The organism is Halomonas sp. ANAO-440 (assembly GCF_019915905.1).
GTDB lineage: Bacteria > Pseudomonadota > Gammaproteobacteria > Pseudomonadales > Halomonadaceae > Halomonas > Halomonas chromatireducens.
On sequence record NZ_JAHXBV010000042.1, the window covers coordinates 19620 to 33542 of the forward strand.

11 protein-coding genes are annotated in these 13923 nt (G+C 63.5%); 2 read left to right on the top strand and 9 right to left on the bottom strand.

The features are described from left to right. Window positions 1-42: 42 nt before the first annotated feature. The 3 genes from speA to KZO25_RS18675 form a co-directional block, all read right to left on the bottom strand. Window positions 43-1965, bottom strand: coding sequence for a biosynthetic arginine decarboxylase (gene speA / locus KZO25_RS18665; RefSeq protein ID WP_262489131.1), 1923 nt, complete (start codon window positions 1963-1965; stop codon window positions 43-45). Continuing rightward, complete coding sequence (locus KZO25_RS18670; RefSeq protein ID WP_223138084.1) at window positions 1962-2924, bottom strand: homoserine kinase; 963 nt, start codon at window positions 2922-2924, stop codon at window positions 1962-1964. The genes speA and KZO25_RS18670 overlap by 4 nt, the downstream gene beginning before the upstream one ends. A gap of 110 nt (window positions 2925-3034) precedes the next feature. After that, the gene (locus tag KZO25_RS18675; protein ID WP_223138085.1) at window positions 3035-3331 is read right to left on the bottom strand and encodes a DUF2782 domain-containing protein; all 297 of its coding nucleotides are present in this window, start codon (window positions 3329-3331) and stop codon (window positions 3035-3037) included. Window positions 3332-3500: 169 nt separating this feature from the next. On the opposite strand from KZO25_RS18675, the gene polA reads away from it, so the two are divergent. Then, window positions 3501-6299, top strand: coding sequence for a DNA polymerase I (polA, locus tag KZO25_RS18680; protein WP_223138086.1), 2799 nt, complete (start codon window positions 3501-3503; stop codon window positions 6297-6299). A gap of 204 nt (window positions 6300-6503) precedes the next feature. Here the strand turns inward: polA and KZO25_RS18685 are convergent, their stop codons facing one another. The 3 genes from KZO25_RS18685 to KZO25_RS18695 are packed head-to-tail and all read right to left on the bottom strand — an operon-like array spanning window position 6504 to window position 10239. After that, entirely contained in the window at window positions 6504-7574 is a 1071-nt protein-coding gene (locus tag KZO25_RS18685) for an ABC transporter ATP-binding protein (RefSeq protein ID WP_066452187.1), read from the bottom strand. Beyond that, a complete protein-coding gene (locus tag KZO25_RS18690) occupies window positions 7574-9184 on the bottom strand; it encodes an ABC transporter permease (protein WP_223138087.1) in 1611 nt (536 codons plus the stop codon). Before KZO25_RS18690 ends, KZO25_RS18685 begins: the two co-directional genes overlap by 1 nt. Window positions 9185-9240: 56 nt before the next feature. Next, window positions 9241-10239 carry an iron ABC transporter substrate-binding protein gene (locus KZO25_RS18695; protein WP_223138088.1) on the bottom strand — a complete coding sequence of 333 codons (999 nt, stop codon included), beginning with the start codon at window positions 10237-10239 and terminating at the stop codon, window positions 9241-9243. A 99-nt stretch (window positions 10240-10338) separates the two neighbouring features. On the opposite strand from KZO25_RS18695, the gene KZO25_RS18700 reads away from it, so the two are divergent. Further along, window positions 10339-10488 carry a hypothetical protein gene (locus KZO25_RS18700; RefSeq protein WP_223138089.1) on the top strand — a complete coding sequence of 50 codons (150 nt, stop codon included), beginning with the start codon at window positions 10339-10341 and terminating at the stop codon, window positions 10486-10488. On the opposite strand, the gene KZO25_RS18705 is transcribed toward KZO25_RS18700, so the two are convergent. From KZO25_RS18705 to dctP, 3 genes are all read right to left on the bottom strand, one after another. Continuing rightward, a complete protein-coding gene (locus tag KZO25_RS18705) occupies window positions 10471-11805 on the bottom strand; it encodes a TRAP transporter large permease subunit (protein WP_223138090.1) in 1335 nt (444 codons plus the stop codon). The two genes, KZO25_RS18700 and KZO25_RS18705, sit on opposite strands and share 18 nt — an antisense overlap. Then, window positions 11802-12302 carry a TRAP transporter small permease subunit gene (locus tag KZO25_RS18710; protein ID WP_066451464.1) on the bottom strand — a complete coding sequence of 167 codons (501 nt, stop codon included), beginning with the start codon at window positions 12300-12302 and terminating at the stop codon, window positions 11802-11804. The genes KZO25_RS18705 and KZO25_RS18710 overlap by 4 nt, the downstream gene beginning before the upstream one ends. 68 nt (window positions 12303-12370) lie before the next feature. Next, a complete protein-coding gene (gene dctP / locus KZO25_RS18715; protein ID WP_066451812.1) occupies window positions 12371-13474 on the bottom strand; it encodes a TRAP transporter substrate-binding protein DctP in 1104 nt (367 codons plus the stop codon). Between the last annotated feature and the right edge of the window lie 449 nt (window positions 13475-13923).

Here is a 13923-nt window from a genome sequence, read left to right on the forward strand (position 1 = left end):
GGGGGCGTCTTTTCGTCTATCGCTTGAGTGTGTCGGCCTCACTTACTCGAGGTAGGTATACCCTTGTAGCCCGGCGGAGAGATCGTCGAGGAACTGCGCCTGCTCCTCCTGCGGCAGGCCGCTCTCGGCCAGCTGGCCGGCCAGCCGCTCACGCAGCACCTCGGCATCGAAATTGACGTAGGCGAGGACGTCGGCCACACGGTCCCCCTGCTGGGCATGGGACAACACCCAGCGCCCATCGTCGCCCAGGGCGGCGTCCACCGAGTCGGTATCGCCGAACAGGTTGTGCAGGTCGCCGAGGATCTCCTGATAGGCGCCGACCAGGAAGAAGCCCAGCAGTCGCTCCTCGCCCTCGCGCCACTCCGGTAGTGGCAGGGTGGTTTCCACGCCCTGGCCATCCACGTAGCCGTCGATGCGGCCGTCGCTATCACAGGTGATGTCCTGGATCACGCCGCGGCGGGTCGGCTCGCGGTCGAGTCCGGTCAGCGGCAACACCGGGAAGATCTGGTCGATACCCCAGACGTCGGGCACAGACTGGAACAGCGAGAAGTTGACGAACAGCTTGTCGGCGAGCTTTTCGGCCAGTTCGTCGATGATCTCCCGATGGGCCCGGTTGCGGCTGTCCAGCCGTGAGCGCAGGCGGGCGCAGGCGGCGAAATAGACCCCTTCGCCTTCGGCGCGCACGGTGATGTCGGCAAGCCCCATGATGAAGCGGTCATGCAGTTCGCTCATGGCCTGCAACAGGTCGTGCCATGCTTCCACCAGCCCACGAGGCTCCATGTGATCAAAGAGCAGGTCGTGGACCCGCCACAGCTCCTCGAGCTGGGGGTCATCCTCGGCCCGGCGCTCGGGGGCCTGGTCGTTGACCCGCTCCTCGCCGATCACGTTGGTGATCAGCACGGCGTGGTGCGCGGTGAGCGCCCGGCCGGACTCGCTGATCAGGTGGGGCTGGGGTATCTCTGCCTCGCTGCAGGCCTGGGCGAAGGCGCTGACCACGTTGCGGGCATATTCACGCATGGAGTAGTTGATCGAGCAGAAGCTGCGCGAGCGGGTGCCTTCGTAGTCGATGCCGAGCCCGCCACCCACGTCGACGGTATCGATGGGGACGCCGAGTGCCAGCAGGCTCTGGTAGAAGCGTGCGCACTCCCGCAGGCCGAACTGGATGTCGCGGATATTGGCGATCTGCGAGCCCAGGTGGAAATGCACCAGCTGCAGGCAGCCGAGGGAGTCGGTCTCGCGCAGGCTTTCCACTACGGCCAGCATCTGGCCGGCGGTGAGGCCGAATTTGGATTTCTCGCCACCGGTATCCTGCCACTTGCCCATCCCCACCGAGGCCAGGCGGGCCCGCAGGCCGATACGAGGGGTCACTTCGAGCCGTTCGGCCTCTTCCATGATCAACGGCAGCTCGGAAAACTTCTCTACCACCAGATACACCCGGTGACCGAGTTTTTCTCCCATCAGTGCCAGGCGGATGTACTCGCGGTCCTTGTAACCGTTGCAGACGATCAAGGAGGGACCGTCGCCGGAGAGTGCCAGCACCGCCAGCAGCTCCGGCTTGCTGCCGGCCTCGAGGCCGACTCGCCCGTGACCGCGCTCGCGGGTGGCGAGAATCTCCTCGACCACCCGGCGCTGCTGATTGACCTTGATGGGATAGACCGCGGTATAGCCGCCGGTGTACTCCTCCTCGGTCATGGCCAGGTCGAAGGCATCGCAGAGCTGCTCGACCCGGTCGTGGAGGATATCGCTGAAGCGCACCAGCACCGGCAGGCGCAGGCCGGCTTCACGCAACTCGTCCACTAGCGGTGCGAGTGGCAGCGCCGGGCCGTCGGCTTCGCTGCCGAGCGGTCGTACCAGCGCGTGCCCGGCATCGTCCACATCGAAATAGCCGCTGCCCCACTGGTCGATGTTCCAGGTGCGTCGGGCGCGCTGGGCGGGGCCGGAGGCTGCTCCCATCGATAGAGTCATGCGTTGCTCGCTTCGGGCAGGGGCAGGGCGCCATGGGTAAGGCGTGCCGTGAGAATGGTATGGAACTGTGTCGGATCGTGGGGCGTCAGGTCATGGGCCGGCGGGTACACATAGACCACCAGCAGGCGGGAAAGCCAGTAGCGCAGGGCGGTCATGCGCAGCATCGTCGGCCACACCTCGCGCTCGGGGCCGGTGAGCGGCCGCCGGTTCTGGTAGGCGCGCAGGATGACATCGTGGCGCTCGGCGTCGAGGCGGCCGTCGGCGTCAGAGGCCCAGTCGTTGATGACGATGGCCAGGTCGAAGAGCAGGTCCCCGGTGCAGCCATTGTAGAAGTCGATAATGCCGCCGAGGCGATCACCCTCGAACAGGGTGTTGTCACGAAACAGGTCGCCGTGCAGCGCCCCCTGGGGTAGCGGTGGCGCATCACCGAAGACCCCCTGGTAGATCTCCACCTCGTCCTTCATCAGCGCCTGGTCCTCCGGCGACAGGTAGACCAGCACCCGGTGATGCATGGCCATCAGCCAGTTCAGGTCGCGAGGGTTGGGGCGGTGGCCGGGAAAGTGCTGCGAGACCACGTGCATGCGACCCAGGGTATCGCCGAGGACACGACACTGTTCCAGGCTGGGTGACAGGGGGTGGCGGCCCGGCAACCGCGGGAAGAGCAGCGATGGCTTCCCCGACAGGCTGTGCAGGGCGACACCCTCACGATCGTGAACGGGACCCGGCACCGGCAGGCGATGCTCGTCCAGATAGTCGAGCAGCTCGACGAAGAACGGCAGCTCCTCATGTTCGCCCTGCTCGAAGAGGGTCAGAACCAGCTCACGACGATCGGTGGTGACGAAGAAGGTGGAGTTTTCGGTGCCACCGGCCACGCCCTCCAGTGTCGCCAGCGAACCGACGTCGAAATGGCTGAGGAATTCTGCGACCTGAGCGTCGCTTAGTGGTGTGAATACGGCCATGTCTCTCTCGCCCGGGTTGCCAAGCCGCCTATTGTAGCGACTTGGCACTTCGATGCACGTCCGAGGAGGATGGTTCGACATCCGGGCATCGTCAAAGCACGGATCGGGCGCTACCAGTTGATCAGCACCCACTGGGGCACGGCTATGCGGTCGCCTTCCTGGCGTTCGAAGTTGCCGTCGCCGTCATGGTCCACCAGGTAGTAACTGGGGCCACGGGCTGGACGTATCTCGATGGCGTAGAGCTGGCCGTTCACCCGGTACTCGCGAATGGTGCGATCCTCTTCCTGGCGGATGGTGATATCGGGTTCCACATCGGCGGAGGATTGCGCCAGGGCCGGGGTGGCAAGGGTCAGGCCAAGCCCAAGGGAGAGCAGTGCGACAGCCAGGATACGACGCTTTGTGTTCATCTCGACCTCCAAAGCCGGCTTGCGACAATCGCTTTCACCGCGCGGGTATAGATGCAGTGTACGACGTTGGACAACACGAACCCAATGTCGGCGGCAAAACCGTTGCGCAATGCGTATCATGGCTGACCAGGATCACGTTTTCTTGCACAGACTCAACGGATGCCGATACATGGCCGACACGCCCATCGTTCTCGTCGACGGTTCCTCCTATCTCTACCGAGCCTTCCACGCCCTGCCGCCCCTGACCACGTCCAAGGGGCAGCCCACCGGCGCCGTGAAAGGCGTGCTCAACATGCTCAAGAGACTGATCAAGGATTATCCCGACAGCCCCATGGCGGTGGTCTTCGATGCCAAGGGCAAGACCTTTCGCGATGAGCTTTTCGATCAGTACAAGGCCCATCGCCCGCCCATGCCCGATGACCTGCGCTCCCAGGTGGAACCGCTGCATGCCTGCGTTCGAGCGCTGGGACTGCCGCTGCTGTGTGTCGAGGGGGTAGAGGCCGACGATGTCATCGGCACCCTGGCCCGCCATGCCACGGAGGCGGGCCGTGACGCGGTGATCTCCACCGGCGACAAGGACATGGCCCAACTGGTCAATGAGCACATTACGCTGGTCAACACCATGAAGGACGAGACCCTCGACGTGGAGGGGGTCAAGGCCAAGTTCGGCCTGCCGCCGGAGCTGATCATCGACTACCTGGCGCTGATGGGCGACAAGGTCGACAACATTCCCGGCGTGCCTGGGGTCGGCGGCAAGACGGCCCTGGGACTGCTGCAGGGCATGGGCGGCGGCCTGGATGCCATCTATGCCGACCTGGAGCGAGTAAAGACGCTCGACTTCCGGGGAGCCAAGACGCTGCCCAAGAAGCTCGAGGAGCACCGCGAGATGGCGTATCTCTCGTACCAGTTGGCCACCATCAAGACCGACTGCGAGCTGCCGGTGGGCCTCGACGACCTGGATATCGCCCATCCTGATCGCGACGCGCTAAAGCACTGGTACACCGAACTGGAGTTCAAGGCCTGGCTGTCGGAACTGCTGGAAGGCAAGGACGAAGGCGTCGACGATGTGGGCCGTGGCGCCGCGGTCGCAGGCACAGGTGCGGCGGGCAATCTCGATCCGGAGGCGCCGTCGGCCAGCGTGGCGGCGTGCAAGAACCACCTGATCCTGAACCGGGAGGAGCTGGACGACTGGCTCTCGCGACTGGGGGCGGCCGAGGCGTTCTGCTTCGACCTGGAGACCAACAGCCTCAACTACATGGTCGCCGAGATCGTTGGCATCGGACTGGCGCTGGAGCCGGGGGAGGCGGCCTACATCCCCGTGGCCCACGACTACATCGACGTGCCCGACCAGCTCGATCGCGAGGAGGTGCTGGCGAGGCTCAAGCCGCTGTGGGAGGACGCCAAGCGGGGCAAGATAGGACAGAACCTCAAGTACGACATTTCGGTGCTGGCCAACTACGATATCACCGTGCGCGGGCCGCTCACCGATACCATGCTCGAGTCCTACGTGCTCAATTCCACGGCGACCCGCCACGACATGGACTCGCTGGCGCTGAAGTACCTCGGCCAGAAGACCGTCAGCTTCGAGGAGATCGCCGGCAAGGGAGCCAAACAGCTCACCTTCAACCAGATCGACTTCGAGCAGGCCGTGCCCTATGCCTGCGAGGATGCCGACGTGACGCTGCGGCTGCACTGCGAGCTGCGCCCACGGATCGAAGCCGAGGGGCGCCTGGCCGATGTGCTGGATACCATCGAACGGCCACTGATCCCGGTGTTGTCGCGCATGGAGCGCACCGGCGTGGCCCTGGATGCCGATCGGCTCCACCGCCAGAGCCAGGAGCTGGCCGAGCGCATCCGTGAGCTGGAGATTCGTGCCTTCGAGCTGGCCGGTCGCGAGTTCAACCTCGGCTCGCCCAAGCAGCTCGGGGAGATCCTGTTCGAGGAGCAGAAGATTCCGGTGATCAAGAAGACGCCCAAGGGAGCGCCTTCCACCGCCGAGGCCGTGCTCGAGGAGCTGGCGCTGGACTATCCGCTGCCCAAGGTGATCATGGAGCACCGGGGGCTCTCCAAGCTCAAGTCCACCTACACGGATAAGCTGCCCCGACTGGTCAACAAGGCAACGGGGCGACTGCATACCAGCTATCACCAGGCGGTCACCGCCACCGGGCGACTCTCGTCCAGCGACCCCAACCTGCAGAACATTCCGATACGAACCGAAGAAGGACGAAAGATCCGCCAGGCCTTCATCGCCCGGCCGGGCTACTGCATCGTCGCCGCCGACTATTCGCAGATCGAACTGCGCATCATGGCCCACCTTTCCGAGGACAAGGGACTGCTCACCGCCTTCGCCGAAGGGCGTGACATCCATACCGCCACCGCCTCCGAGGTCTTCGGCGTGCCCATCGACAAGGTCTCCGGCGACCAGCGGCGCAGCGCCAAGGCGATCAACTTCGGCCTGATCTACGGCATGAGCGCCTGGGGGCTCTCCAGGCAGCTGCATATCGAGCGCAGTCAGGCGCAGACCTATATCGATCGCTATTTCGACCGCTATCCCGGTGTGGCGCGCTACATGGATCGCATTCGTGCCCAGGCGGCGGAAGATGGCTACGTGGAGACGGTCTTCGGGCGACGGCTCTATCTGCCGGAGATCCGTGCCCAGAACCATGCCCGGCGCCAGGCCGCCGAGCGTACCGCGATCAACGCCCCCATGCAGGGCACCGCGGCGGATATCATCAAGCGCGCCATGATCGAGGTCGACACCTGGCTGCATGAGCAAGCGGGCAAGGCGGCCGACTTCGACGCCGTGATGGTGATGCAGGTCCACGACGAGTTGGTCTTCGAAGTGGCCGAGGCCGAGGTGGCCGACTTCATTGTGCAGGTGAAGGAGAAGATGCAGGCCGCCGCCGAGCTCAGCGTGCCGCTGATCGTCGAAGCGGAGAGTGGGGTTGATTGGGACGAGGCTCACTAGCGTGAGTTCGGAGCCAGTAGTCTAGCGGGCGCCATCTACGTAAGCGGCGCCGGGGACGGGTCGGAGCGGAGGTCATTCTTCAGGGATGAAGAATGTAGCGCCCAGGGAGGGGTTCACAGCGCCTCCGCGAAGGCCGGGCCCCGGGAAAGCCGCGATGTTAGGCCCTCGCCGTCCCACTCCTGAGCAGCTGGCGTTTGGTCCCGCTCAGTCCCTGAGCACCGTGGCGGTGCGCTGGGGCTCGAGCCGTACCTGCTCGCCGATCTTCCACAGAGTGTGGCTGGGGGTGATGGCGCAGAATCGCTGGCCGTGGTGCTCGAGCAGGTAGTAGCAGTCGTGCCCGCGGAACTCGCGCTCGACGATGGTGGCGCCATGGTCGTCGGGTGCGGCTGACAGCGACAGGTGCTCCGGGCGCAGCGAAAGGCGTACCGGGCCCTGATGGTGGTGGTTGATCGCCACGGGGCCGAGGGCAGTCTGGGCGATCTCGCCGTCGGCCTCACCCTCGAGCAGGTTGGTATGGCCAAGGAATTCGGCGACGAAGGAGGTGGCGGGCGTCTGGTAGATGCACTCCGGACGGTCCATTTGCAGCAGCCGGCCCGAGTGCATGACGCCTACCTGATCGGCGAAGGAGAGCGCCTCGGCCTGATCATGGGTAACGAGGATGACAGAAGTGCCGGCGGCCTTGAACAGGCGACGCACTTCCTTGCGGGTCGACTCCCGCAGGGCGGCATCGAGGTTGGAGAAGGGCTCGTCCAGCAGCACCAGCTCCGGTTCTGCGGCGAGCGTTCTGGCCAGGGCGACACGCTGCTGCTGGCCCCCCGAGAGTTCGTCGGGCATACGGGCGGAGAGGTCGGCCAGGCCCACCAGGTCGAGCCATTCCCGCGCCTTGGCGGGGCGTTTCGCCTTGGCGATATGGCGCATGGCGAAGGCGACGTTCTCACCCAGGCTCATGTGCGGGAAGAGCGCATAGTCCTGGAAGACGATACCGATACGGCGCTGCTGGGGCGGTAGTTGGGTCACTCGCTTGCCATGCAGCAGGATCTCCCCGCCATCCGGCGTCTCGAAGCCGGCGATCATGCGCAGTGTGGTGGTCTTGCCACAGCCGCTGGGACCCAGCAGAGCAAGGATTTCGCCATTGCCCAGCGTGAAGTTCACGTCCTCTACTGCCAGTGGGTCACCATCACGGTAGCGCTTGTTGAGCCGCTCCACCGAGAGCAGCGGGTCGATCAGCCGGACAGGGCTACCCTGTGGGTCGGCGCTTAGATTGAGGTTCGTCATCATTTGCCCTCCTTGGTGAGCAGAAGGCCCACGGACAGGCTCGAGAACACCACGATGGCGGCGGCGAAGGGCGCCGCTTCGGCCAACATGCCTTCCGAGGTACGGGTGAATACGGTGACCGCCAGCGTGGTATAGCCGGTGGGGGCCAGCATGAAGGTGATCGGCAGCTCCTTCATGCAGAGTACGAAGACCAGTACGACGCCGGCCAGGATGCCGCGCCGCAGGCGTGGGAAGATCACATGGATGAAGGTGCTCGCTGGGCCATGGCCCAGCGAGTGGGAAGCCTGCTCCATGCTGGGCCGGGTCTGTAGCAGCGAGTTGCGGATCGGCCCCAGCGCCAGCGCCAGGGATGCCATGGCCCAGGTAATGATCAGCAGTGCCAGGGTCTGGTAGAGAAACGGTGCGGTACGCAGCGAAAAGAACACCATGGCCAGGCCCAGCGCCAGTGGCGGCAGGGCATAGCCGATATAGGCCGAGCGCTCGATCAGCGTCGAGAAGGGAGAGCGGTAGCGTACCGTAAGGAAAGCCAGGGGCAGGGCGAAAGCGGCCGCCAGCAGTGCGGCCGGCAGTGCGGCGCCCGCAGAGCGCAGGAAGGTCCCCGGCACCCGGGCGAAGAAGCTCATGTCGGGGGGCGCGAGCAGCAGCCAGTAGCCGAGAATCATCACCGGCAGGCCGATGGAGATACCGAACAGCACGATCAGGTAGGGCCAGGCCAGCCAGCGGACCCTGCCCAGGGGGGTAGGGCGCAGCGGCCGCGCCACGCCGGTACCGACACGGGCCAGCTTACGCTTGAGCACCAGGCTGTCGAGCATCACGAAGCTGGCTGCTACTGCCAGCAGCATGATGGCGAGCCAGGCGGCATAGATGCGATCGAAGGCGCCGGAGTACTGGGTATAGATGGCGTAGCTGAAGGCTTCGTAGCGCATCAGCGCAACGGCACCGAAGTCGCCCAGCACGTAGAGGGTGATCACCAGCCAGCCGGCCATCAACGACGGCATCAGGTGAGGCAGCGTCACCTTGCGCAGAATCTCGCCCTGGGTGTAACCCAGGCTGCGTGCGCTCTCTTCCAGGTTGCCGTCCAGGCCGGAAAGGGCCGTGCGCAGGTTGAGGAAGAGATAGGGAAAAGTGTAGAGCGACAGCGCCAGGGTGGCGCCGAGGTAGCCTTGAATGCGTGGCAGTTGAATACCGGTGAGCTGGGCCAGCACCCCGTAGTTGCCACCCAGGCCGATCAGCGCATAGGCCATTACGTAGCCCGGCACGGCCAGCGGGATGACGCCCATGATAGTCAGGGCTCGCTTGAAGCGAATATCGGTGCGTGTGACCAGCCAGGCCAGCGGAAAAGCCATGACGGTGGTCAAGACCACCACGCCTGCGGCCAGGGCCAGAGTGTTGATCAGCAATTGGAGGTTGCGGGGACGCAAGACCAGATCGACAAGCGTGGCGCTGTCAGCTTCGAAGGCCCGCAGGCCCAGATAGAGCAGCGGCACCAGCATGGCGGCAGCAACGACCAGCGACGGCAGCAGGATGTGCAGCGGCACATTCCGGGGCAGCAGGCGCGGCAGGCGGGAGGCCGGCTGACTATGGATGGAGGTGCTGTTGGTCCGTGTCATCGTGCCTCGCGGAATGAAGTGCGCCGCCTGCAGAGCAGGCGGCGCTCGGGTCGGCGTTACAGCAGGCCGACATCGCGCAGTAGGTTCAGGGTGCCTTCGAGATCCTCGAGCTCGTCCAGGTCGATCTGGGGGGACACCTCGAGAAGGCGATCAAAATCTTCGAGAGTCGGGTTCTGGATGACGCCGCGGGTCACCGGGTACTCGTACACGCTGCCGGTGAAGTACTGCTGGGCGGCCGGCGAGAGCAGGTAGCGCACGAACTCGATGGCCTCTTCCTGACTGTCGCTGCTGCCGACCACGGCGATACCGGCCACGTTCACCAGGTTGCCGATATCACCGTCGGCGAAGAAAGCCTGTTCCACCGGGTAGTCGGCATCGCTCGCCTTGAAGCGTGGCAGGTAGTAGTTATTGACCAGGCCGAAGTCGATTTCACCGCCGGCGATGCCCTGCACCTGGGTGGTATTGTTGCGGAAGGTAACTGCGCCATTGTCACGCATGCCTTCCAGCCATTCACGGGTTGTGTCATCGCCGTGTTCGACGCGCATGGCGGTCAGGAAGGACTGGAAGGAGCCATTGGTGGGGGCCCAGCCAACACGCCCTTCATAGCGCTCATCGGTGAGATCGAAGACGCTCTCGGGCAGCTCGCCCTCGTCGACCCGCTCCGGTGAGTAGGCGACGACCCGCGCGCGGCCGCTGGCAGCAACCCAGTTGCCGGACTCGCTGGTGTAAATGCTTGGCAAGCCTTCATAGATATCGGCCGGCAGTTCGGCAAGCAGACCGGCCTGGCTGATGGCGCCCATGGCCCCGGCATCCTGGCCCCAGTAGAGATCGGCCGGTGAACGGTTGCCCTCTTCCTGCAGCAATACGGCCAACTGGGCCGTGTCGCCATAGCGGACCTGCACGCTGATGCCCGTGTCCTTCTCGAACTGTTTGACGACTGGCTCGACCATCGACTCGCCACGCCCCGAATAGAGAGTCAGGCTGGCGGCGGAGGCCAGCGGAGCGGCAAGCAGGGTGGTTGCGACAGCGGTTACAGTAAACAGCGTCTTGCGCATGGATGTGTTCCTTGAGGCTGAAAGGCGGGGGAAATAGTGCGCCACTCTGTGTTGACATCGTCCCTCGGCCAGTCTCGGTCTAGCGCCACGATAGCAAAAATGGATCTGATTGCAAATGACAATGATACGCAAAAAGATTTTAATGATCTCGGTCAATTTTCTCTGCTGAAAAAGCGCAGCGCCCGCCACTCGTTTGAGTGGCGGGCGCTTTTTCCGGCAGGCACGGTGGGGTCAATAGCCGACCAGTAGCGCCGGCAGGCCGGTGATGAGGGCGGGGAAGAAGGCCATCAGCAGGCAGGCCAGCACGATCAGCGCCACGAAGGGGATCACCGCCTTGTAGAGGTCGACGATCTCGACGCCGGGTGGTGCGACTCCCTTCAGGTAGAACAGTGCGTAGCCGAATGGTGGTGTCAGGAAGGAGGTCTGCAGCACCACTGCCACCATCACCACGAACCACAGCACGTCGATGCCCATCTGCTGGACGATCGGCAGCATGATCGGGAAGCTGAGCAGTACGATGCCGGTCCAGTCCAGGAACATCCCCAGCAGGAAGACCAGGAACAGCATCAGGATCAACGCGCCGGTGGTGCCACCGGGCATGGCCAGTACCAGGTCGCTGATCACCGTCATGCCGCCGCCGCGGGAGAAGACCCCGGTAAAGGCGGTGGCGCCGACCAGCACCAGCATCACCATGGTGGTCGTCTTGCCCGCCTCGATCAGGGTGTGAAAGCAGGTTTTGATCTTGCGGTCACCGAAAATCAGGAACAGCAGGAAGGCGATCCCCACGCCGATGGCGGAGGCCTCGGTAGCGGTAGCGATCCCGGTGAAGAGCGCCCCGAGCACCCCAAGGATCAGGCCCATGGGCGGCACCACGTACTTCGCCAGCATGATCAGCAGCTGACCGGTACTGGTTTCGGCGCGCTCCGTCGGAGGCACGGGAGGGCCATAGGAGGGTTTGATATAGCAGATGATGAGCACATAGAGCGCGTACATCGTCCCCAGCATCAGGCCCGGGATCAGCGCCCCGGCGAACAGCGCCCCCACCGACACCGGCGAATAGCTGGCCATCAGGATCAGCATGATGCTCGGCGGGATCAGGATGCCGAGGCAGCCGCTGGCCATGATCACCCCGGAGCTGAGCTCCTTGTTGTAGCCGTACTTGAGCATCGGTGCGAGGGCGATCATGCCCATGACAGCGATCGACGCCCCGACGATGCCGGTAGTGGCGGCGAGCAGCACCGAGACGATGACCACCGTCAGCGCCAGTCCACCACGAAGATTGGCCAGCAACAGGCGCATGACATCGAACATCTTCTCGGTGACGCCCGAATCATTGAGAAAGCGTGCCATCAGTACGAAGAGCGGAATCGCCACCAGCACATAGTTGTCCATGGCGTTGCCATAGATATTGTTGATGATAGTGCCCAATACCCGCGGCCCAGGGCCGAGATAGGCCCCGATCACCGCCACCCCGCCCAGCACGAAGGCCAGCGGATGGCCCATGAACAGGCCGACCAGCAGGCCGCTGAACATGACCAGGGTAAGCAGTTCTGCACTCAGACTCATGCGGTTTTCTCCCGAAGCTGCTGAATGGCACGGATGACGATGGCGATGGCCTGCAGGAGGATCAGGAAAGCGGCCACCACGATCACACCCTTGATCGGGTAGACCGGTATCGAGACCATGCCATAGGTGGTCTCACTGCGGCTGTAGGAGCGCATGAAGAAGCTCCAGCCGAAGGTCAGCAGCATCCAGATGAAGGGTACGAAGAAGATCAGATAGCCGAGCAGTTCGATGGCGGCCTGCTTGCGGCGCGTGAGCAGGCGCTTGAGCACATCGACCTCGACGTGGGCGTGATGGCGCAGGCCATAGGCGGCCATCAGCATGAAATGGGCGCCGAACAGCATCTTGGTGATATCGAAGGCCCAATCGCTCGGGCGCCCGGTAAAGAAGCGCAAGGCAATGTCGTAAAGCACCACCAGGGTGATGATGGCAATCAACGGCGCAATGACACGCCCGAGTGTCTCATTGAGCGTGTCGATCGCCTTGGCAATCGCATTCATGGAAGCTCTCCGTTGTAGGGCCCACAAAAAACCGCCCCGGGATCAGCCGGGGCGGCATAGACCTCCCGTTACAGGCAGGCTTCTATCTCTTCCAGAGAGGGCAGGTTATCCATGGTGCGGCTCATGTTGAACGGCACCGAGATATCGCGCCAGGTAGCATAGTCCTCCAGGTAGCTGATCATGGAGTGGTAGACCTTGGCGTGGTCGGGATTCTCGCAGGCGCCGCGCAGGATGACATCATTGGTGATGTCCTGGATGCGGGCCAGGTCCTCTTCGGAGAACTGGTTGATCTGCACGCCGGCATCGATGAACTTCTGCGTCGCATCGGTGGACTCACGCTCGGACCATGCCAGTGACCAGGTCATGGTGGCGTCGGCGGCAATCTTCAGCTTCTCTTGGGTCTCCTCGGAGAGGGCGTCCCAGGCCTCGCGGTTGATCATCACGCCAAACACACTGGCGGACTGGTGCCAGCCCGGGGTGGCCCAGTAATCGGCGACCTCGGCAAAGCCGGCATTGTAGTCCACGCCCGGGGTGGAGAACTCACCGGCGTCGATCACGCCGCGCTCGATGGCCTGGTAGACCTCACCGCCGGCGAGGGTGACCTGGGAACCACCGAGCTCCTCGAGCACGCGGCCCTGATCACGCCCGGAGAGGCGTACGCGCATACCGTCGAGATCGGCCAGGCTCTCGATGGGGGTGCGGCCCATGAAGCCCGACTCGTTGTTCAGTGCGGCATAGGGGAGGTAGACCATGTCGTACTGACCGTAGATCTCCTGATAGAGGTCCCAGCCGCCCCAGCGATGGATCCAGTTGATGTAATCCACGGCATTGAAAAGGCTGGTGGTGGTGGCCAGGGGCGAGAAGGCCGGGTTGCGGCCGGCCCAGTAGCCGGGCCAGTCGCCGGCGGCTTCGATGCTGCCGGTCTCGGTGGCGTCGAACACCTCGGTGCCGGGCATCAGTGTGCCGCCGGCGCGGAATTCGATTTCAAGTTCGTCGCCGGTCAATTTGTTGGCCAGCTCAGCCCAGTGGCGGTCGATCTCGATCAGGTCGATGCTGTCGGGCCAGGTGGACGTCATTGTCCAGCGCTCCTGGGCCTGGGCCGTGGTGGCCATGGCGGCGAATGCAATGCTGGCTGCCAGGCCGGTGAGAGCGAACTTGGTCGTGTTCTTCATCTCATGCTCCCTAGGATTTCGTTGTCTTGTCATAAACGGGAAAACGATGATTTGCCGGGTTGCTCTGGGATTCCAGGGGTCACCTTGACCGAGCGCGCAACTCGACAGTCAAGAACAACCTAGCAGGTGCGCTTGCCATATTGATAGCTTGCTCAAGAAAAGGTTAAAGCAGAAGGGAGGGCCGGAGGGTCGAGTTTTTGATATTAAAATCTGTTTATAAATCAGATGATAAATATAATTAATTGATTAGGGTCATTAAAAATTTTCGCGCGGCTGATAGCGCCCGACTCTTTGCTTTGCCACCAAAGTCTAAAGAATAAAGCGTCGCTGACCCACGTTAGACGCCCACCGGACAAGCCGGTGGGCGTCTTTCAGGTGCCAGGGTGTCGTTAGCTCGAACTCAGCGTCCGCTATAGACCTGTGCGGGCAGCCAGGTTGCCAGGGGTTCA